The organism is Actinomycetota bacterium (assembly GCA_035765775.1).
Lineage (GTDB): Bacteria > Actinomycetota > CADDZG01 > JAHWKV01 > JAOPZY01 > DASTWV01.
In genome coordinates this window covers 34,735-55,697 of the sequence record DASTWV010000034.1, presented here as the reverse complement: position 1 = coordinate 55,697, position 20,963 = coordinate 34,735, and the positions used below count along the sequence as shown (strand labels likewise).

Below are 20,963 nucleotides of genomic sequence, written 5' to 3'. Positions count from 1 at the left end.
AAACCTGCTGTCTTACTTGGTCCTTAGTCAGCTGCGTAAGGAGTGGGCCTTCATCCCGACCAAAGTGATCGTCCCTGACCGCTACGGTTAAGCCGTCGAGCCGGTCCAGGCCGGGAGGTCCAAGAAGCCGGACGTGTAGCCGCAACACAACCGAGCCCGGTGGACCGGGCTCGCAGGAGAGCCGGAAACGGGGGCACAGCTCCGAGTGCCGACGGTCATGCTCAATCGCAGCCATCGTCTTGGCTGCAGCATTTGCCTCCTGCGCGGAGGAGCGCGACTGGTGTGCCGCCCAGGCGGCTACCCCTGCCGCGGTCACCGACCCGACGGCTCCAACGAGTTCCCAGACGTCCATCAACCGGCTAGGCCGGCGGGGTGACCCCCTTGGCTCCCGACCCGGTCGACCTCAAATTCATCCGTCATCCGAATCACATCTCGAACCTTCACTGTCCCCAACCGTTCTGGCGGTCCTCAGGCAGGGACCCCGTGGTCCCAGCCCGTTTCGGAAACGCGCGGGCAAAGATGGCACCGCCAACCTGAGTTCGTCCCCCCATCACTCTGGCGCGCCTAGAGAAATGCGTCCGGTGAGATCGGCTTCTCGTACGTATACCCGGGCGAGGCCTCAACCTCGCCGAGGTCAAACAGCCGCAACACACCGGCCTTCTGGTCACGGGTCGCTTGGCGCATCGCCGGAATCTCGTCAGCAGCCCGGGCATAAAGATGGCTCATGATCGCCGTGCCAGCCGAGTGGTCTGTGGCGAAGATCATGTCGTAGATCGGTACCCCCTGCAGGTTTCGGATCTCTAAGGGGTGGGTCTGGGCGTATCCCAGCACGCTCTCAAGGCGCCAACGCATTAGGTTGAGATAGCCAGCGCGAGCCTGGGCACCTTCGATCAGCCCTTGCCGGCGGGCCGCAAAGATCGCCTGCCACTGGTCGGAGCCAAAGAGTCTCGTGGCCCTTGCCAGGTCAGCCTCGGATGGCTCCCCGCGTAACGTCAGGGTTCGAAGCAGGCCTCCGGTGGGGAACAGCATCCACAGCTCCACCTTGTGGTTCCCCGTTCGGTGGTCCGCCAGATGCTCCAACGTCCCCCATCGCAAGGCCATGCCGTCGGGGTCCAGGAAAGCGAACGTCGGGGCCCATCGGACATCCTTGAGATCTGACAACGCCAGCGGGATCGCCTCGTTGCAGTCCCCGCCGTACACGCGGATGTCCCTGCCTGGGTACTCCTGCTGCAGTTGGTCCTGAAGGGCCTTCGCCCGCTCGGGAAGTTCGAAGTACCGCAGCCGGGTAAACGCTGGATCGGCCACATTCAGTGCAATCCGGGCCGAACCTTGGAACTGCTCCCCGGTCACGCGATCGATGCCGAAGCCCTCGCCAGCGAAGGCGTCGAGGTACACCCGCTCGTCGGCACCCTTGGACGCAGTTGCGAAAGCCTTGAGGTAGCGCTCAAGAATCTGCAGTTTCGCCTGCGTCCAGTACCCCCAGGTCCGTTGGGCCTTCCCTTCACCTGGCACTGGCAACCAGCCCTGTCCTGTCGGGCATCTCATCCCAGGTACGGCCATCGAGGTCACGACCCCCGGCTTTCGGCGTTCGGCCTCCCACCTGCTTGAAGAAGAAGGGGACCCGGGCTTCCACGCAACGGTCTCGCAGATCCCTCACCCAAGCCAGGTCGACCGGTCGGTGGTGGTGACCCGACTCGCCGCCGACGATGACCCATTCGATGCCGCTCAGGTCAAGACTGGGTAGCGATTCGAGTAAGGGCTCGAGCGACAGGAAGTGCACCGCAGCCGGCGTCTCCCTCACGGCATCAGCCCTTCTGGCGAAACGGTCCGCTTCTATGGACGTTCCGAGCCAGACGTTCGGAAGGGGGATCGGCCGCACGTCCTTGAGCACCGCCGCCATCCTCTCCGGCCGCTTCGTCAATATCTGAAAGGTGTGCTGGTCAGCCTCCGCCATGACCCCGAACACCTTGGCGATGAACTCTGCCGGGACCCTCGGGTGGAACAGGTCGCTCATCGAATTGACGAAGACGAACCTTGGGCTGCGCCAGCTCAGGGGCAACGGCAACACGTCCTCGTGGAGGACCAACCCGAACCCAGGGCCACTGCTCTTGGGGTTGCCGTCCGTCTGGTAACGCGGGTTGCCCATCGCCTTCAGACGCTTCGCCAGGTTCAGCGCGTAGCAGTTTACGCAGCCCTCGCTAACCCGATCACACCCCGTCACCGGGTTCCAGGTCGCGTCCGTCCACTCGATTGCTGAATGATCGCCCATCGCTCCCCCGCCCTCGGCGTTGCCTTCGACAGACGGTAGTCGGTTTTCCCACTCTCGTCACGCATCGCCTTGCCATTGCAGGTGCCAAGACTAAGCGAACGCCTTCGGTCGCCAGACCGCTCCGTCCTTGACTGGTCTTTGCCGATGAGGCGTGGCATCGTCGGCAGACTCGCCGCCGGGCTGTCGCCAGTGGTAACACTGTAATCTCCGGTGACAACAATGGCCAAGCCTCAGATGTTTGGCATCGCGGAGCTTGCCGCCGCCACCGGGCGCCCGAGAGGCACGATCTCCCAGTGGTACCGCCGGGGCAAGCTACCTGACCCCACGGCCCGCCTCGCCATGGGGCCGGTGTGGACAGGCTCCGACATCGAGGACTGGATCACGACGCAACGCGTGCCTGACGCCACGCTTGTCCCCGACCCCCCAAGCCGGTCAGAGGTCCACGAGCAAATCGCCCAAGCACTCGCCCGCCTCGGGTTCCCCCAAGCCGTGACAACCCAGGTGCTCGACGAGCTGCGCACGCTCTTGGAGGATCCGGCCGGCCGGCAGACGACTGACATCGGTCTGTGGTGCGTCAACCGCGCCACCGAGATCCGCAACGAGTTGTCTGCCAGCCGCCGCTCTCCCTCACCCGCGGCCGACGAGCCCGAGGATAGGTGCCCGCACGGCCTGGGCCTGGCTCGAGTGCAAGCTCTGCATGGCCGCCGGCGAGGAGCTTAAGCGACGAGGCCTCCGAGCGTTCCTGTCCACGTTCAAACCGATCGAACCGCCCGTGGCCAACGAGTAGCGCCCGCCCACAGACCTCTGGCCGTGCCAACCCATGGGATGCGTGGCCATGGCATTCGCACCCCGGCTTGAGGCAGCCAGTTCCCACCGCGCCGTGCGGGTCCCCTTACGTTTAGCCCTGCAGGGCGACCCGCATGAGCAACCAGCGGACCTCCACGCGCATTCACGAACCCCTCCTCCTCATCTCCCCCGAACCAGCCAAGCGCCCCCTGCTCAGAGCCACGGAGAGGCACGTTCGGCGACGCTTCGGTAGGAAACCCTTCGGGATCGAGACATCCCTGTGCCCGTTACCCGCTCGTCGCCAGGGACCCTCACCTGTCACCCCCGGCGAGGCCTCCCACTCTCCCAGGCCCGGAACCCCGCGCCCCCGGCTCCGGGGAACCCCGACGGTGGCCGCCCAAATGCGGATGTAAGCAAGCCTTCCGTGCGGTGTCCACCTCCTGTGTGAAGCACAGCCTCGTCCCGTCTCCTGACGGCACAATCATTGGCCCCCGGATCCGCCCAGGACTCCTTGCCTCTCACTCCCCCGGCGACGGCTGACCGCGGATCTTGCACCGCCTTGCAGCCCGGCAAAGCGATCTAACCAGCCATCTCGCACCCAACTCTTTGCGCTGAGCAAGAAGTTTTTTTCGCGTGTAAGGCCGCCAGCAAGCATTTGAGCAAAGTGCACCCTTCCACGCTGTCCCCTATTGGTCCGCCCGGCCATCCCCGGCTTCCGTCGGCACCGGGCACCAGGAAGGGAGTGACAGCCGATGGCCTCACGAGCAGCACTTCTCGACCCCCCGAGCCACATCACCGGCCACCACCTCGACGACACGATGGATCACGCGATGGCCGACGCCCACCGAGCCTTGGCCGCCGCCATCGACGAGCTCAATGCGAGCGGGATCCTCCTGGATGTCGTCGGCCTCCGGCATCTGCACCGTTGCACAGCAGCCGCGCTGAACGTCGCCATCATCTATGAGCGTCGCACCGGGAGGTGTGGCTACCCCTGCCGCCTGCCCGGCCTGCACTGCCCGGAGCGAGAGGCACTCCCCACGGTTCTCGCCGCCCTGCAGGGCGGCGGGTGGCAGCTGGCCGACCGGTTGTCCTCCCGCCGAGTCACCTGCATCTGTGGTGCCACGATGGAGCCCACCAGCCTCCGCCTGGACCGCCGCACCAGGAGCTGGGCCGCCTGTCCGGAGTGCGGCCACTGGGTGACTCTGTGATGTCGCAGGCCAGCCCCGCGCTCGCCGAGGATCTCTCCACCGAAGACACTGCTCCAACCCAGTGCTACCTGCGCACGGGCCCGGTCAGCACCAGCGCCGGCACCGGGTTCACGCTGCGCTGCCTCGCGTGCAGCTGGTCGTGCCAAGCGCCGGTGTGCGCCATCGCCATCCGCCTCCCCCAGGTCGATGGGGGCCAGCAACCCGTGGAGAGTGCTTTGCCTGTCCCTGCCGACCTGCCAACGCGGGGGCAGATCACCGCCGCGCGCAACTACGTTCGCCGCATCCCGGATACCGCGCAGCAGGGTTACGCCGAGGAGCACTTGCTCTGGTGCCTCATGGGCAGACCGGAGGGATGCGGCCCGCGTCTTCGGACCTACGGCCTGTCGCTGGCCGCCGGCCACCACCTGCAAGCCACGGTCGAGGCGCAGCTGCGCCTCCCCGCTCCCCCACCACCGCGGAAGCGCCGGAGACGGCGGTGAGCGCAGGCGTCGTGGCGGGGGTCGCCGCTGGGGCCGTGGCGACGTTCACGATCGGGGGACTGCTGATCGGTGCCGCCTCCCCGAGCCCGGCGTCCGCTCCGGGGACGGCGCTCCTCGTTGGGCCGCTGACGCCGACGGCGGTCCCGGATGCTGCGCTGGCTCCTTGGGTGATACGGGCGGGATCGCTGTGCCCGGCGGTGCCGGCGTCGGTCATCGCTGCCCAGGTCGCGGTCGCCTCAGGGTGGAACGCCCAGGAGGCGTCCTCCACCGCCCGGGGCATCGCCCAGCTGGGCCCGGGCATCTGGTCGAGGTACGGCCAGGACGACGAGCACAACGGGCAGCCCAGTCCGATGGACGAAGCGGACGCCCTTATGGCCCTCGGTCGCTACGACTGCGCCCTCGCCGGCGCCGAGGCCTCCACCGCCACGCGGAGCGGCACCCCACTCCTCTCCCTGTTGCTCGCCGCGTACGACGCCACCCCGGAAGCTGTGGCCGCCGCTGGGGGCATCCCGCCGGTCCCCGCGGTGAGCGCGTACGTCAACCAGGTCGAGGCCCTGGCCGCCACCTACGTCGTGGCGACCGCGACCCCCTTCGGCCAGGCAGTGGTTGCGGCCGCCGAAGCATGGATCGGTACCCCCTACGTCTGGGGCGGTGGTTCCTATACCGGGCCAACCGGTAGCCCCGCGGGCTTCGACTGCTCCGGCCTCGTCATGTACGCCGTCTACCAGGCCTCCCACGGCGCCGTCGCGCTCCCCCACTCCTCGGAGCTGCAGGCCACCCTCGGCCAGCCGATACCGCTGGCCGCCATCCAGCCGGGCGACGTCGTAGCGCTGCAGCTGGACGGCCCGGGCGACTACTCCCACATCGTCATCTACGTCGGTGACGGCCAGGTCGTGGCCGCGCCGCACACCGGATCCAGCGTCCGCGTGCAACCCCTCAGCGACTTCGCCGGGATCGCTTACACCGTGAGGCGGTACCAGTGAACCCCCGGCGTCAGCAAGCTGGGGCGCTGGTCGTGGCACTGAGCCTCGGCCTGTCGGCCCTGTCCGCCTGCCGCTCGCCGCAACGCCGTGACGCCGAGGCGCCGGAGAGCCCCGGACCTATCCCGTCTGGCCGGACCGCCCCGACCCCCCAGCCGCAGGCCGTGCCTCCTGTCGCTGACGCTCCGGTGGCTCCCGGCGCCCAGGGACTGCTCGCTGGTGTCGATCCTACGGACCCAACCGCCGTCGCAGCGGTGTTCGCTCGGGACAGCTGGACCTTTGACACCGCGGTCGTTCCGAGCGAAGCCGCCGCGGAGGCCCGCCTTACCGGGCTGATGACCCCCTTCCTGGCCGCCGAGATCGCGCCTAGCGGCCAGACACTGCCCGCCACGACCTTCAGCTTGTGGCAGGCCCACCACGCCACGACCACCGCCCAGGTCGTCCAGACCCATGACTCCGGCGCACCCCAAGACACCGCCACCACCGCCTACCGGTCCTTCGCGGTGACCGTCACCCCCCACGCCGGCAACGGCTGGGTGGGGACGGCCTTCCTCGACATCGAGTTCCTCACCCTTTCCCGACCAGGTCCGGGAGGAGCCTGGCGGGTCGCGCAGGTGTCCTGACCGTCCCCACCGAAGGAGCACGTCCACCATGCACAGCCTGGTCGCACTCATGCAGCACCTCGCCGGATTCCCGGCTCAGACCGTCCCGACCGGCAACGGCGGTGCCCCCCTGCCCAGCGACGTCGTCGCCAAGCTCAACACCCTGCTCGCCTGGTTCAAATACGGCGGCTTCGGCGGCACGATCATGGGTTTGATCGGCGCCGCCGTGGCCATGGCTATCTCCCACCGCAGTGGTGGGGGCGGCCTCGGCGAGCACACCCGGGGCATCACCCTGGCCATCCTCGCCACGATCATCATCGGGGCCTCGGCCACGATCGTCGGGGCCTTCGCCTGATGCCGTTGCGCTCCCGCTCCCGCACCCGCGCCGGCACCAGGTTCTCCCCCTGGCTGATCACCTCCGTCGTCGTCCTTGCTGCGGTCCCGGTCCTGGCGGCATGGCTCGTGCTCAGCCCAAGCCCGCGGGCCCGAGCCCTGAACCAGGCAGCGAGCCTGGCCGAGCCGGCGCCCTCCGCCACCGCGACCGGGCAGACCGACGCCTGCCCCGCCCTGGCGGACACCCGCCATACGAGCCTCACCAGCGCACCTTCGGATACGACCTGGTCGGTCATTGACGGGGCACTGGCGCCGGCATCCCCCACCGCCGGGCCGGCCCAGGTCACCGCCACGGCGAGCAGCTGCTTCGCCCACGACCCCGAGGGGGCGCTGATCGCTGCCGTCCGCCTGCAGGAGCAGGTGGCCGACGCCACCGCCGCCAGCTGGCCGGCTGCCGCGGCCGCCCTCGCCCCGAGCTCGACCACCGACACAATCAAGGCCCAGGTCGCCACCGCCCTGGCCCAGGCCGATACCGCCAGCGATCCCGGCCAGGCCTTCGCCGAGGTCGCCGGCTTCGACCTCCTCAGCTATTCGCCGGGGCAGGCGGTGGTGGACCTGGTCTACCGGACCCAGGCCGGCACGCTCTATGCGGCAGCCACCACCCTGGCCTGGACGAGTGGCGACTGGCACCTGGTGCCGGTCGGCGTCAACAGCCTCACCTCGCCCCAGAGCGCGGTGGCGAACCTGGTCGGCTACGTCGTGTGGGAGCAACCATGAGCTGCTCGGCTGCGACCGACGTGATCACCCTAGGGCTGTGCCCCGTCGCGTCGACGCTGGCAGGCGGCGTCGCCAACGCGGCCTCCTCGAGCGTCCTCTCAGCGATCTCCGGAGCCATGGCCGACGCGGCCAACCAGTCCGTGAAGTACGTCGTGACCGGCTGGACGAACATCGCCACGCCGGGTGTGTCGGGCGGCACCGCTTCCTGGCTGCAGGGGATGCTCATGCCCGTCACCACCGTCGCCGGCGCCGTCGCGGTCATCTCCGCCGCCGTCCGCATGGCCTGGCAGCAGCGAGTGGAACCGGGCAAGGAGATCGCGGCAGCCCTGTTCCGCCTGGTGGTGATCAGCGGCGGCGGGCTGGCCCTGCTCGACGTCGCCCTCAAAGCCGGCGATGCCTTCTCGACCTGGATCCTCAACGCCGCCACGCCGACGACCGGCAACTTCGGCCATCTCGTCGTTCTGTCCAGCGCCGCCTTGCCCGCCGCCGGCCTCCTGCTGATCCTGGCGGTCATCGCGATCCTCGCAAGCCTCATCCAGATCTTCCTGCTCATCGCCCGGGCGGGCCTGATCGTCGTCCTAGGCGGGACCTGGCCCCTGGCTGCCGCCACCAGCGGAAGCGAGCAGGGCAAGGCCTGGTTCCAGAAGACCACGGGCTGGCTCGCGGCCTTCGTGCTCTTCAAGCCGGTCGCCTCCATTGTCTACGCCGCTGCGCTACGCCTCAGCCTCTCGCAGGACAGCAGCGGGCTGGCCACCGTCGAGGGCGTGATGCTCTTCGTGATGGCGGTGCTGGCCCTGCCCGCCCTCATGCGACTGGCGGTGCCCGCGGTCTCGGCCATCGGCGGCGTGTCCGCAGGCAAGGTGGCCGCCGGTGCCGCCGTCCTGGCCACCGGCGCCGTGGCGCTCAGCGGCCGCGGATTCGGCGGCCTCAGCGGTACCGCTGGCGGCGGCGGCCAGCCGGACAGCGCCAGCCCCAGCGGTTCGGCTCCCACCGCAGGTGGCTCGGGGCCACCCCCGGGCTCCGGCCCGGCTGGCAGCGGCGCGGCACCCGCCCCCGGATCCGCGGCGGGTTCCGCCAACACCGCAGCAGGTGCGGCAGGGGCAGCAGCGGCCGGCCCCGCAGCACCCGTCGCTGCCGCCGCCTCGGTGGCGGGCCACCTCTTGTCGACCGCCAGCAGGGCCGCCACCAACGCCACCGGAGAGGAGCACGCCCGATGACCACCAGCACAACCGCGCCAGCACCCGAGTTCCGCACCTATGGCGGCTGGCGCACGCCCGGCCGACCCGGCCTGGGCAAGCTCGGCCTCGCTCCGACCGTGCTCTTCTTCATCGCCGCGGTCGGCGTGATCGCCTGCCTGGCGTTCAGCCTCAGGCTGGCCCTGTTGACGGCTCTCGGCGCCACCGCGCTGATCGCCCCGCTGGTGCTGACCGACCGTCACCACCGCAGCCTGCTCCAGGGGGTCACCGCCCGGGCAAGCTGGCGGGTCGCCCACCACGGTGGACAGACCCTGTACCGCGCCGGCCCCACCGGTCGGGTGCCGACGGGGCGCTGGTCCCTCCCTGGTCTGGCGGCTGCCATCACCGCCACCGATCAGTTGGACAGCGCTGGCCACCCCTTCGCCCTGCTGCACCACCCCCACGCCCACCACGTGACCGCAGTCATCCAGGCATGCCCGGAGGGTGCCAGCCTCGTCGACGACGCGACGATCGACCACTGGGTGGCCAGCTGGGGAGAGTTCCTCCGGGTGCTCGGCCAGGACTCCTCGCTGGTGGCCGCCTCGGTGACGATCGAGACCGCCCCCGATCCCGGCGGCCGACTGGCCAGCGAGCTGAACCAGAACGTCAGCATCTCCGCGCCCCAGCTCGCCCAGGTGGTCATGGCGGACATCGCCCGCAGCTACCCGCTGACCGCCGCGATCACCACCGCCCGCATCGCCCTCACCTGGACCTGCACGCCCCGGGCCACCGGCCGCCGTCGACCCCTGACCGCCATGGCCGCCGAGGTCGGCCGTCGGTTGCCTGGCGTGTGCCTCGCCCTGCAGGCAACCGGCGCCGGCGCCGCCCGGCCGATGACGGTCGCGGAGCTCGCCGGCGCCATCCGCACGGCCTACGACCCAACCTCCGCCGGCGACGTCGAGGCGGCCGGGCCCGGGTCGGTGGCCTGGGAGGACTGCGGGCCGGTCAGCTTCGACGAGACCGTGGGCGAGCTGCACCACGACGGCGCCGTCTCGGTCAGCTGGGCGATGACCGCCCCACCCCAGGGGCCTGTGCCGTGCAACGTCCTGGTACCGGTGCTCGCGCCCCACCCCGACGTCGACCGCAAGCGGGTGACGATCCTGTTCCGGCCCTACAGCCCCGGCCAGGCGGCCACGCTGGTACAGCGGGACCACCGCGACGCACTGTTCAGCGCCAACTCGGTCAAGATCCCGCACGCCGCCGAGCTCGGCAAGCTCAGGGCGGCCCAGCAGGGGGAGGCCGAGCACGCCCGGGGCGCAGGCCTCGTGCGCTTCGGCCTGGTCGTCACCGCCACCGTGCGGCGCCGTCGCACTCCCGATGCCACCGGAGAGGCACTCGCCCTCGCCGAGGCGGCGGTGGACGGACTGGCCACCGCCAGCCGGCTCACCATCCGCCGGGCGTGGCGCAGCCAGGCGACCACGTTCCTCGCCGCCCTGCCCCTGGGGCTCGTGCTGCCGGCCCACACCCGCATCCCCACCGAGTTCAAGGAGCTGCTCTAAATGGCGGGTGCCACCTCCCCCCCGACCCCGGGACGGCGCGGGTGGGCTGGCCGGGCCCAGGGCAGCACCCACCTGGTGGAGCCTGCCCTGGAGTTCCGCGCCACCACCGTGCAGGCATGCGGGCTATGGCCCTACGCGGTCGGCGCCGGGGCGCCCCGCATGGGCGTGCCGCTCGGACAGCACCTGCATACCGGCGAGACGGTGTGCTGCGATCCGATCAGCCACTTCCTGCGGGCCGGCCTGATCCCCAACCCGAGCGGGCTGCTGATCGCCCTGCCGGGCTTCGGCAAGTCGACCGTCGCCCGGCGCATGCAGCTGGGGCTGGCCGCCTTCGGGGTCAACCCGTTCGTCATCGGAGACCTCAAGGGCGAGCACGTCCCCCTCATCGAGGCGCTGGGCGGCAAGGTGGTCAAGCTCGGCCGGGGGCAAGGCTGCCTGAACATCCTCGACCCCGGCGCCGGGCTCGCCGCCACCGCCCGCCTGGCCGGCCAGGCCCGGGCCAAGCTCACCGCCGACATCCTCGGCCGCCGGCTGAACGTGCTCTGCGCGCTCATCGCCCTCAACCGGCGCGGCCAGGTCCTCGACATCGAGGAGGCCGTGCTCTCGCTGTGCCTGAGCATCCTCGACGACCGGCTGCCCCCCGGGCATGCCACCCTCCACGACCTCGTCGCCCTCCTGGAGGAGGGTCCCGAGCCGGTGCGGGCTCTGACGCTGGAGCGGGGTGAGGACCCCCGCTACCGGGCTGCCGTCGACCCTCTCCAGCTGTCCGTTCGGGCGCTGACCGACGGCGCCCTGGGACGGTCTTTTGCCCAGCGCACCACGGTCGAGCTCGACCTCACCGTGCCGTTCTGTGTCGACATCTCGGGCATCGCCGAGTCCGACGAGCGTCTGGTGGCCGCCACCCTGCTCGCCACCTGGGCCGAGGGCTTCGGCGCCATTGCCGCTGCCCACGCCCTCGCCGAGGCCGGCCTGCAGCCCCGGCGCAACTGGCTGGTGGTGATGGACGAGCTCTGGCGGGTGCTGCGCAGCGGCGCCGCCGGCATGGTCGCCCGCATCGACGCGCTCACCCGGCTGGACCGCTCGCTCGGCACCGGAACGCTGCTCATCACCCACAGCGTCAGTGACTTCCTCGCCTTCCCCGACCCTGCGGACGCGCTGCGAGCCAAGGGCTTCGTCGAGCGCGTCGCCCTGAAGATCGTCGGAGCGGTCCCGCCAGCCGAGATCGCCGACCTCCGCCAAGTCATCGGCTTCTCCGACGCCGAAGCCGAGTTGGTGACGGGCTGGTCCTCCCCGCCCTCCTGGGACACCGCCGGCGAGCGCCACGTCGCCCCGCCCGGACGCGGCCATTTCCTGATCAAAGTCGGCGGCCGCCCGGGCATCCCTGTCCGCGTCGCGCTCACCCCCCGTGAGCTCGCCCTGAACGATACCAACCAGCGCTGGGAGTCCTCATGAACTCCTCCCACGGCACCACCGTCGCAACCGACCAGGAGATCGCCGCCTGCGCCATCGCCGCCCTGATGGCCGTCGCCGTCGGCGTCGCCATGGGGGCCGCCCATCTCGCCGCGGTCTTCGCGCATAGCCCCCGGCCGACCGCCAACCCGATCGTCTTCGTCGCCCAGCTGGCGAGGGGCCGCTTCGCCTGGACGGGCGCCGCCTCGGGCTACGCCGCGGTCCTGGGCACCCTTGCCGTGTCGATCGGCGTCTGGGTGATCAGCGCGCTCGCCCGCCGCAAGCCCCCCACCCACGTCGACCGCCGGGCGCTGCACCTCACCCGCTCCCAGGAGATCGCCCGCTACACGACCAAGCCGCCCGCCCACCTGTATTGCGCCCCCGGCCTGCCGATCGGCAAGGTCCTGCCGGGCGGCCGCCAGCTGGTGCGGGCAACCTGGGAGGACCAGGTCATCCACATCGCCGGCACCCGCACCGGCAAGACCACCTCGACCGCGATACCGGCGGTATTGGCCGCCCCCGGCGCCGTGGTGGTGACCTCGAACAAGAGGGACATCGTCGACGCCACCCGCGGGGTGCGGGAGAGCCCCGATCGGGGCCCGATCTGGCTGTTCGACCCGCAGGCCCTCGCCGGCGGCCAGCCCACCTGGTGGTGGGACCCCCTCAGCTACGTCACCAACGTCCGCACCGCCCGCCAGCTGGCAACCATCTGGGCGACCTCCGGCCGGGACGCGGATGCCCGCCCGGACCCGTACTTCGACCGGGCCGGCCAGGAGCTGCTCTCCATGCTCCTGCTCGCCGCCGCCCGGGGCCGCCGGCCGATCACCGACGTGTACGAATGGGTCGCCAACCCCGACGACGACATGCCGCGGGAGCTGCTCGCCGAGTACGGCGACTGGATCTGGCACCGGGGCCTCACGATGACCCAGCGCCTCCCCGAGAAGCAGCGGGCCGGTGTCTACGGCACCGCCGCCACCTTCATCGCCTGGGCCGCCGACCCCGACGTGCTCGCCTGGATCGCCGACCCGGGCGGCTTTCGGCCCGCCTTCGACCCCCACGCCTTCGTCGAGGGCGCCAACGCCACCCTGTATTCGATCAGCCGGGAGGGGGAGGGCTCCAGCGCCCCGCTGACCACCGCTTTGACCGCGGCGGTCCTCGAGGCCGCCGAGGAGCGAGCCTCCACCTTCCCGGGCGGCCGCCTGCCGGTGCCGCTCACCGCGATCCTCGACGAGGCCGCCAACATCTGCCGCTGGCACCAGCTGCCCAACATCGTCTCCCACTACGGCAGCCGCGCCATCGTGCTGGTGATCATCCTGCAGTCCTGGTCCCAGGGGATCCGTGCCTGGGGCCAGCACGGCATGCGGGCAATGTGGGGTGCCGTGAACCTCCGGGTCTACGGCGGGGGTGTCGCCGACACCGAGTTCTTGAAGTCGCTCTCGGACCTGTGCGGACAGTGGGACCGCCCGATGCGCAGCCGCTCGCACAGCTACCGCATGGGGCCGTCCACCTCCCTGGCGCACCACCGGGAAGAGGTCTTCGACGTCGCGTCGCTGGGCGCCCTGCCACCCGGGCGGGCCCTCGTGCTGATGTCCGGCGCCCGTCCCGTGCTGGTCGCCGCCCAGCCCTGGATGGCCGGGCCCCACGCCGAGGCCGTGCGGGCGAGCATCGCCCGCTTCGAGCCTGGTTCCGCCGCGGACCCCGTATCCGACTCTGCCTCCTTCATCCCCTACCCCGACTGGCTGAGCGAGGAGGCGCCTATGGAGTGACGCCTGAGGTACGGGTCGAAGACAGCAACTGCACACATCGTTTGATCGACATCTACGACACGAGGAGAAATCCATGAACAACGTCAGCATCGCCGGCAACCTCACCCGCGACCCCGAACTGCGCTACACGCCCCAGGGCCAGGCCGTCGCCAACTTCTCCCTGGCGGTCAACCGGTCGTACTTCAACCGGGCCGGGGAGCGCGTGGAAGCCACCGACTTCGTCAACGCCAACGCCTGGGGCAAGCTCGCCGAGAACGTCGCCGAGTCCCTCCGCAAGGGCAACCACGTAGTGGTCTCCGGGCGCCTGCAGTCCCGCCAGTACGAGACCGAGGACCACTCCAAGCGCACCGCCATCGACATCCAGGCCGAGGAGGTGGCCGCCTCTCTGCGCTTCGCCACGGTCAAGGTGACCCCGTCCGCCCGGGAGAACGGCAAGGCCCAGGAGGCCGCCGTCGGCCGGCAGGCACCGACCGCCGAGGCGGGCCAGGTCGCCAACCTGGCGGGCGCCTCGTTCCCGGGCGGGGCCAACAACGCGGCACCGGCTGCCGCCCCCACCGCCCAGCAGCCCGCCCAGCAGCCGGTCCCGGCCATGGCGACGACCGCCCAGGCCGGGCCCGCGCTCTGAGGTCCGCAGGTCCCGACATGGCAGACCCCCTCGGCCGTCGCCAGACCCACCGGTCGACGGCGGCCGGGGGGGACCCTCACGAGAAAGCCGCAGGCGCCCATGACCCTGACCGACGCGCCCTACCAGCCCGACGCCCCGCCCGGCGGCCTGGGCGAGTCCTACTACCCGGACCTGCTCTCGTTCTACACCGGCTTCCTTGCCCCGCTGATCCGGCGCCGGGACGGGGGTGGCCGGCGCTGGTGCGCCGAGTGGTGGCGCCACGCCGAGGTCGTCGCCCGGCTGACGGCCCTGTGGCACGCCTGGGAGGCCCTCCGGATGGAGCCGGGCACGGGCATGTCCACCTGGTGGACCTACCACTTCGAGCCCTGCTTCAGCGTCCTCGCCGACGCCGAGCGGGGCCCCTTCCAAGCCTGCGACGGCAAGCACAAGGACAAGCTCAAGCCTCTCCCCCACACGCCCCTGCCTTCCGAGTGGATCGCGGTGTGGAGCGGCCCCCCCACCGAAAGGAGCAACTGACATGCCCGAGCCTGTCGACGATCCGCTGCGCGAGGCCGGCGAGGCCATCAGCGGCACCGTGCGCACCGCCGCGATGGCGGCCGGCCAGATCCTGCACGTCAAGCTGACCCGCCAGGCCCACGCCGACCGTAAGGCTGCACTCGCCGACCAGGCCGACGCCCGGGCCACCACCCAGCGCCTCCAAGCCGAGCGCACGACGGCGGCAGCGCTCTACACCCCGACCCGGTATTCCAGCTGGTGGCAGACCGCCACCCCGGACGGCGTGGCCACGGCCTGGGACGCCGCCGTCGCCTTCGAGCATTCCGACCCGGCCGCGAGCCGAGCCTTGCACGACTTGCGTCAGGGCCTTGACCAGCACCCCGACCTCGCCCGAGACCTGCGTGCCGGCCGCCCGGACTGCGCGGCGGCTCAGGCGGTCCAGGGCTCGGGGACGGAAACGGGCGGGATCACCCAGCCATCGGCCGCCGGTGCCGAGTCCGTCGTCGACGCTCCCCTGGCCGAGCCGCTCCAGGCCGCCGCCGTCGCCGAGCTCGTGGCCCCGAGCTTCCCTCCCGAGGCCTCCGGATCGCCGCCCCGCCTGGCCAGCACCGGCGGGGTACTCCAGGACCCTGCCGCCGTCAAGGAAACCCCGACAGCCGTCGCCGAGCTCGTGGCCCCGAGCTTCCCCGACGGCCCCGCCGAGGCGACTTCCCGACGGGCCCGGGCCCTAACCATGGGCAACGCCCCCTGGCAGGTACGCGCCGGCGCCGCCCACGACCAGCCCGCTCTTCCGCTCCCGACCTTGCCCGCCGTCGGCGCCGAGCTCTGAAACTCACTGACCACCTTGCTCGACGCCGTTACCCGACCTCACAAAGCCCATGAGCCGACCTTACACACACCCCGGCGGCCACCGATGCCTCCGGCGTCAAAGGACGCAAGTGGTCCGAACAGGTGCCCTACGCGCGCCTGCCGACCTTACACACGCCCGCCGGCGTCAGTAACGGTGTCCCGAACCAGCACCGTCTACCTCCTGCACTTCGACCGCCCGATCGGTGCCGGCGGCCCGCATGGCTTCGCCCAGCATTACATCGGCAGCACCTCCGACCTCCCCGCCCGCATGGAGGACCACCGCGCCGGGCGGGGCGCCCGACTGATGGAAGTCATCTCCGGGGCCGGTGTCAGCTTCGTCGTCGCCCGCACCTGGCCCGGCGGCCGGACCCTGGAGCGCCGGCTCAAGAACCGCAAGGAGGCTCCACGTCTCTGTCCCATCTGCCGGGCGGACGCCCACAAGCCCGGTGGCCACCAGTCCCGCACGAACGACCTTGCTCAACACCCGACCCGACCTGACACACCCTTCCAGGAGGTCCCCGTGACCAGTCCCCCCTACACCAGCCACCACGACCCGCGCTTCTTCGTGATCGACGAGGCCAGCCAGCTGATCGACACGTTGGAGACCCACATCCCCATCGCCCCCGACTTCCCCGGCGAGCTCTACAGCAGCTGGGTGGCCGCCTGGGACGGCGTCATCGCCGACCCGGCCGACCCCTCCGCACGGCAGCGCATGCTCTTCTACGCCCGGGCCCGAGGCCCCGAAGGTCGTCAGGACCTCGCCGCTCGTGAGGCGCTCTGGCGTCGAGTGCAGTCCCCGGCCTGGTACCGGACGGCCAGCCCGTCGATGGTCATGCGGGCCGTCCGGGAGACCACGGCCTTCGCTGATCGCAACCCCCATGCCGCCGCCGGCCTGGAGGCCCTTCGCACCCACCTGCCCGCCAACCCCGTCCTGTCGGCGGAGGTGCTGCAGCACTGCCCGGGTTCCCTCGCCGCCCGGGAGATCCGCCAGTTGCTCCACGCCCCGGCCGCAGAGGATGCAACGGCAATCAGCCAGTTGGTATCCCCCAGCTTTCCCGCCCTCCAAGGGCCTGCCGGCGTCAGCCCCGCCGCGGCTGGCCCTGCCCGGACCGGGACGCCCAGCGCCATCGCGATCCCGCCCCCCGTCATGTCCCCACGCCACGCCGCACCCGAGGTTGCCTGATCCCCGTCACCCCGCGAAACGAAAGGACAAGCAATGACTGACACGATCATCACGCCGAGCGGTGTCGACGCCGACATCGGCCAACTGATCAGCCGAGTGGCCGACGCCGTCACCCATCTGCACAACGTCACCGCACAACTCGAGGGCGCAGGCGACACCGACCCCCAATTCTTCGACCTCATCCGGGCGGTGTCGAGCTCGGCCGCCGAGAGCGCCTACTACGGGCGAGCGTGCCTCAAGCATCTGCACCAGCTTCTGGGGACCGACCGACACTCGGCGCAGGGAACTCCCCCGCGCCAGCAAGAACGCCGCAAGGGTCTCCAGACGGCCACAGCCCATCATCCGGCTCCCACCCAGACCGACGCTGAGCTGGTCGCGGAGCTCACGACGAGCTGTTTTCCTGGCCAGACTCACCAGACCAACCATGACGAGCCGGCTCCGCTGCGCGGCACCCGGACCGGCTCCGCCCTCCTACCACCACCACTGCCCTCGATGGCCCGGCCCGCACCGGAGGTGGCGTAATGTCGGTCGTCCGGGACTCCATCCCCGAGGAAGCCGCCTGGACCGTCCGTGACTCCAGGCCACACCAGACGATCACCGAGGTTCACCCCTACCACGGCATCACCCGAGCGGGCCTGGACGCTCTCGACCGCGACGCCATGGCCAGGGTCTGGCCCGAGCTTGACGAATGTTGCCCTCTCTGCCGCCAGGAACGAGCGCAGGGCCTCAACCTCGGAGCCCTCAACCAGCGCTCCCCCTACCGAAGCGAAGCCGAACAGATCGCGGAGCTCACCGCCACCTCCTTTCCCACCACGGCCGCCCCAACAACCCGTGGGGAGTGGGTTCCGCCGGGCGTAGCGCAGTCCGAGACGGAGGCAAGTGTCGCCCGAGGCGACGGGATGGGGGTTGCCTGATGGCGACCGGTGAGCTCGGCAGGTACGACGAGAGGGGTCCAGAAGAAGCCGGCCCGGTGGGCAGTGGTGTAGCCCGGGCGGAGACCCTCGTCGGCGACGCCGGAGAGAGCGAAAGCAGCTGCAGCAAGTTATACGCTACGCGTAGCTTATCCCTCCAGGATGGCTCGGTTGCCGCCCAGGGAGAGCCGAACCATCCGGCTACGCCGGTCGCTGCGCTGGCCGAAAGCACTGCCTCACCGCAAGGGCGGCGCCGTCCCCGGGACGCGGCCCTGCGGACGCGGATCATCCAGGTCCGCTGCAACGACGACGAGTACGCCCGCATCCGTGCGCGGGCGGAGGCCGGCGGGGTGTCACCCCCGCGCCTGCTGGTGGAGTTGGCCCTGCTGGGCCCTGCCGTCATCGCCGAGCGCCACGCGGTGAAAGAGACAGTCCTGCTCATCCGCCGCCAGCTGGTGGGGATCGGCGTCAACATCAACCAGCTCGCCCACTGGGCCAACGGCCGCCAGCAGCTGCCGCCGGGGTTGGACTCCAGCCTTGCCGCGGTCGAGCGGATGGAGGCCAGGGTCAGCGATCTAGTCGAGGCCCTGGAGCGTTCGTGAACGGACCGATCGTGCGCGGCGACGACATGCCGGGCCTGGTGCGGTATCTCCTGGGCCACGGCCGGGAGGAGGAGCACGTCAACCCCCGCGTGATCGCTGCCGAGGCCGGGATCAGCGTGGCGCTCGGGGTGACCCCGTCCGGCGATGAGATCCGCTCCCTCGGCTTCCAGATGGACCTGCCCCGGCGGATCCATGGCACCAAGGTCACGCGTGCGGTCGAACTCTCGGACGGCACGAGGATCCAGCAGCCGGCGCACGTGTGGCACCTGGTGCTGGCCAACCCCGCCGGCGATCGCCTGTTATCCGACAAGGAGTGGGCCGGGATCGCCGAGGACTCGATGCGGCGGATGGGGTTCGCCGGCAGCGAGGGCGTAGCACCGTGCCCCTGGGCGGCGATCCGCCACGGCCTGAGCGCCAACGGCAATGATCACATTCACGTGGCCGTCTCTCTGGTGCGGGAGGACGGCCGCAAGGCCAACGTACACAACGACTGGGTCAAGATCGGCACAGCCTGTGCCCAGTACGAGCGGCGGTACGGCCTAACGGTGGTGGAGGGCCGCAGGGGCGGGGCACGACACGATCTGAGCCCGGCGGAAGCCCGGAGGGAAGTGGAGCGCAGGGCTACGGCAGCCGAAGCTCCCCGGGAGGCGAGCGTCAAGGAACGCCTCGAGCAGAGCGTCCGGGCGGCGGCCGTGGCCGCCGGCAGCGAGGCGGAGTTCGTCCGGCGCCTGCGGGTCGATGGGATAGCCGTGCGGCCCCGCTACGAGACCGGGGGCAAGGACGCAGTGATCGGGTACTCGGTCGCCTTGCGTGGGGACAAACCCATCTGGCACGGGGGTGGGACTCTCTCTCCCGACCTCAGCCTGCCCAGCCTCCGGAGCCGGTGGCCAGCCGGTGCTGAGGGCGACGCCGTAGCCGAGTGGCGCCGTGACCGGCGGCTGGTTGGCACCAACGCGGCGGGCGAAGGGCGGCGCTACGGCTCCACGGAATGGCAACAGGCGGCGGATCACGTCGGCGCCCTCGTGGACCGCCTCATGGCGGTGCCACCGGGTGATCCGGCGACCTGGCAGGCGATCACCGGCGACGCCGCCGGCGTCCTCGCCATCCTCGCTGACCGTGTGGAAGGACCCATTCCAGGGAGCCTGACCCGCGCCGCCCGCCAGCTGGCCGCCGCAGCGCACCGCCCGGGGGTGACCCGGCTGTCCCCAGGAGCCACGGCCGACGATCTACGCGGCGTGGCCACCGTGGTCGCGCAGGCCCTCTTGCCCGGAGGGCCACCTGCATGGCTGTGCCTGCTGGGCCAGATGCAACGTCTCGTGAGCGCGATCGCCAACGCCGACGACGCCCACGTACAGGCGGGAGCGGCCCGGCGGCTGGCGACCGAGGCATCGAAGGAGCTGAACCGCGTGCACCAGCACCACTGCGCGCTGCCTGGGCGGCGTCACCTGCTTGGCATACCGCTGCAGAACCGGCCTATACCCGTGTCGGCGCCGGGCGCGCCCGACCGGGGTATGGGGCCATGAGTGGCGAGACGGCGTTTGGCGTTAGGAAGCCACGGGGGAGTTATGGTGGCAGGGACGTCGGCCCGCAGCTTGGAGGTGAGTGCCGTTTCGGGACGCGCTTTGGTTATCGCGACGGCCGGCGCGGGTGGAGATCTGCAGCCCCTGGTTGCGGCTGCGCTCGCGCTTCGCGAGCGGGGGCACGAGACGGTCTTCGTCGGCGACGCATCGGTGGCGCGTTCACTCGGTCCGCTCGGTATCGAAACTGAGGTATTGGCGTCAGAGCTTGACCTTGGTCCGCGTTTGGTCGGGGCGGTCCGGGATGCGATGTCCTCGACCGGCGGTGACCTCGCCGCGGCCGGTCCGATCGTGCGAGCGCGCATGACAGCATGGGCAGAGGAGGTCGCGCTGCCCGTCGCCGAGATCGCACGCACGAGAGCGCCGGGCGTGATCGTGACGTCGCTCTTTGGCGTCGAGGCGGTGGCAGCGGCCCTGCCTGCATCTCCGTGGGCGGTCGTCAACAGCACGTTCTACGTGGGTCCCGATCCTCCACGACCGCTCGAGCAGGACTTTGGACCGCGCGCCGTACCCCTGATCGAAGGCTATGCCTCCCTGCTCAAGTCCGCCGACCTGGTACTGCACGCCACCGATCCCGTGTTCGACTTCTCCTTCGACCGGCTCCCGGATCATCACCACTACGTTGGTCCACTGGGAATCTGGGAGCCACCCAGCGATGTGCCGGCATACTTGGCCGAGCCGGGCGATCCGTGGGCGCTGGTCACGATCAGCTCGCAACCCGGCGATGACCTGCCCCTGGCCGAGGCTGCACTCGAGGCGCTCGCGGATCGGCGGCTGCGGGTCGTTGTGACCGTCGGTCCCGGGCGCGATCCCGCCGAACTGGGATCGGTTCCGCCGAACGCTCGCGTTGAACGGACTGTCTCGCACGCCGCCGTCCTCGCACATGCTGCGCTGCTCGTCAGTCACGCGGGTCACGGGTCCGTGATGAAGGCGCTCTGGTACGGGCGTCCAATGGCGCTTGTGCCATGGGGGCGAGATCAGCCTGGTGTCGCGGCGCGTGCGTTGGCGCTGGGCGTGGCCGTATCCGTGTCCCGGGAGGAGGCCTCGCCCAAGACGATCCGGGCTGCCGTCGATGTGGTCCTGGCCGACCAGAGCATGAGCGGACAGGCCCAGCTTCACGCGAGGCGCTTGCGCGAAACAGATCCACCCAGCGCAGCCGCCGCGCTCCTCGAGTCGCTGCTTTAGCCCGCTCCCAGTCCGTGTGACGTCGAGGGGGTGTCATCCTACACCGCCGACCGCGGCAGGCGCGAAGCCTTCCCCGTCCAGCCCTCCGCTCTGCCACTCCGACGGCCGGATGCTGTTCACCGCCTGACCTGCCGGCGCCGGGATGTGTTCGTG

At 70.7% G+C, this 20,963-nt stretch carries 22 protein-coding genes; 20 read left to right on the top strand and 2 right to left on the bottom strand.

Going from position 1 to position 20,963, the window contains the following annotated elements:
* Window positions 1-564: 564 nt before the first annotated feature.
* Entirely contained in the window at window positions 565-1,512 is a 948-nt protein-coding gene (locus tag VFW71_07415; protein HEU5002589.1) for a three-Cys-motif partner protein TcmP, read from the bottom strand.
* A complete protein-coding gene (locus tag VFW71_07410) occupies window positions 1,502-2,269 on the bottom strand; it encodes a phage Gp37/Gp68 family protein (protein HEU5002588.1) in 768 nt (255 codons plus the stop codon). The genes VFW71_07415 and VFW71_07410 overlap by 11 nt, the downstream gene beginning before the upstream one ends.
* A gap of 234 nt (window positions 2,270-2,503) precedes the next feature.
* Between VFW71_07410 and VFW71_07405 the strand changes: the two genes are divergently transcribed.
* The 20 genes from VFW71_07405 (at window position 2,504) to VFW71_07310 (ending at window position 20,810) form a co-directional block, all read left to right on the top strand.
* A complete protein-coding gene (locus tag VFW71_07405; GenBank protein HEU5002587.1) occupies window positions 2,504-2,989 on the top strand; it encodes a hypothetical protein in 486 nt (161 codons plus the stop codon).
* An 818-nt stretch (window positions 2,990-3,807) separates the two neighbouring features.
* Window positions 3,808-4,263 (top strand): hypothetical protein, encoded by a 456-nt coding sequence (locus tag VFW71_07400; protein ID HEU5002586.1) that lies wholly within the window; start codon window positions 3,808-3,810, stop codon window positions 4,261-4,263.
* Entirely contained in the window at window positions 4,260-4,742 is a 483-nt protein-coding gene (locus VFW71_07395) for a hypothetical protein (GenBank protein HEU5002585.1), read from the top strand. Before VFW71_07400 ends, VFW71_07395 begins: the two co-directional genes overlap by 4 nt.
* Complete coding sequence (locus VFW71_07390) at window positions 4,739-5,725, top strand: NlpC/P60 family protein (GenBank protein HEU5002584.1); 987 nt, start codon at window positions 4,739-4,741, stop codon at window positions 5,723-5,725. The genes VFW71_07395 and VFW71_07390 overlap by 4 nt, the downstream gene beginning before the upstream one ends.
* A 161-nt stretch (window positions 5,726-5,886) precedes the next feature.
* Window positions 5,887-6,345, top strand: coding sequence for a hypothetical protein (locus tag VFW71_07385; GenBank protein ID HEU5002583.1), 459 nt, complete (start codon window positions 5,887-5,889; stop codon window positions 6,343-6,345).
* 28 nt (window positions 6,346-6,373) lie between these two features.
* Window positions 6,374-6,679 carry a hypothetical protein gene (locus tag VFW71_07380; protein HEU5002582.1) on the top strand — a complete coding sequence of 102 codons (306 nt, stop codon included), beginning with the start codon at window positions 6,374-6,376 and terminating at the stop codon, window positions 6,677-6,679.
* Window positions 6,679-7,434, top strand: a complete 756-nt coding sequence (locus tag VFW71_07375; GenBank protein ID HEU5002581.1) for a hypothetical protein — start codon at window positions 6,679-6,681, stop codon at window positions 7,432-7,434. The genes VFW71_07380 and VFW71_07375 overlap by 1 nt, the downstream gene beginning before the upstream one ends.
* Complete coding sequence (locus VFW71_07370; protein HEU5002580.1) at window positions 7,431-8,651, top strand: hypothetical protein; 1,221 nt, start codon at window positions 7,431-7,433, stop codon at window positions 8,649-8,651. Before VFW71_07375 ends, VFW71_07370 begins: the two co-directional genes overlap by 4 nt.
* Window positions 8,648-10,168: an SCO6880 family protein gene (locus tag VFW71_07365; protein ID HEU5002579.1), complete on the top strand. Its 1,521-nt coding sequence runs from the start codon at window positions 8,648-8,650 to the stop codon at window positions 10,166-10,168. Before VFW71_07370 ends, VFW71_07365 begins: the two co-directional genes overlap by 4 nt.
* Window positions 10,169-11,620 (top strand): ATP/GTP-binding protein, encoded by a 1,452-nt coding sequence (locus VFW71_07360; protein ID HEU5002578.1) that lies wholly within the window; start codon window positions 10,169-10,171, stop codon window positions 11,618-11,620.
* Window positions 11,617-13,383: a TraM recognition domain-containing protein gene (locus tag VFW71_07355; protein ID HEU5002577.1), complete on the top strand. Its 1,767-nt coding sequence runs from the start codon at window positions 11,617-11,619 to the stop codon at window positions 13,381-13,383. The genes VFW71_07360 and VFW71_07355 overlap by 4 nt, the downstream gene beginning before the upstream one ends.
* A 73-nt stretch (window positions 13,384-13,456) precedes the next feature.
* On the top strand, window positions 13,457-14,008 hold the full coding sequence (gene ssb, locus VFW71_07350) for a single-stranded DNA-binding protein (GenBank protein ID HEU5002576.1): 552 nt from the start codon (window positions 13,457-13,459) through the stop codon (window positions 14,006-14,008).
* 99 nt (window positions 14,009-14,107) lie between these two features.
* On the top strand, window positions 14,108-14,524 hold the full coding sequence (locus VFW71_07345; protein HEU5002575.1) for a DUF4913 domain-containing protein: 417 nt from the start codon (window positions 14,108-14,110) through the stop codon (window positions 14,522-14,524).
* 1 nt (window position 14,525) lies between these two features.
* Window positions 14,526-15,332: a hypothetical protein gene (locus tag VFW71_07340; protein ID HEU5002574.1), complete on the top strand. Its 807-nt coding sequence runs from the start codon at window positions 14,526-14,528 to the stop codon at window positions 15,330-15,332.
* A gap of 174 nt (window positions 15,333-15,506) precedes the next feature.
* The gene (locus tag VFW71_07335; protein ID HEU5002573.1) at window positions 15,507-16,535 is read left to right on the top strand and encodes a hypothetical protein; all 1,029 of its coding nucleotides are present in this window, start codon (window positions 15,507-15,509) and stop codon (window positions 16,533-16,535) included.
* A gap of 33 nt (window positions 16,536-16,568) precedes the next feature.
* Window positions 16,569-17,057, top strand: coding sequence for a hypothetical protein (locus VFW71_07330; protein HEU5002572.1), 489 nt, complete (start codon window positions 16,569-16,571; stop codon window positions 17,055-17,057).
* Complete coding sequence (locus tag VFW71_07325; GenBank protein ID HEU5002571.1) at window positions 17,057-17,449, top strand: hypothetical protein; 393 nt, start codon at window positions 17,057-17,059, stop codon at window positions 17,447-17,449. Before VFW71_07330 ends, VFW71_07325 begins: the two co-directional genes overlap by 1 nt.
* Before the next feature lie 347 nt (window positions 17,450-17,796).
* A complete protein-coding gene (locus VFW71_07320) occupies window positions 17,797-18,048 on the top strand; it encodes a MobC family plasmid mobilization relaxosome protein (GenBank protein HEU5002570.1) in 252 nt (83 codons plus the stop codon).
* Window positions 18,045-19,571: a hypothetical protein gene (locus VFW71_07315; GenBank protein HEU5002569.1), complete on the top strand. Its 1,527-nt coding sequence runs from the start codon at window positions 18,045-18,047 to the stop codon at window positions 19,569-19,571. The genes VFW71_07320 and VFW71_07315 overlap by 4 nt, the downstream gene beginning before the upstream one ends.
* A 75-nt stretch (window positions 19,572-19,646) precedes the next feature.
* A complete protein-coding gene (locus VFW71_07310) occupies window positions 19,647-20,810 on the top strand; it encodes a nucleotide disphospho-sugar-binding domain-containing protein (protein ID HEU5002568.1) in 1,164 nt (387 codons plus the stop codon).
* The last annotated feature ends 153 nt before the right edge of the window (window positions 20,811-20,963 follow it).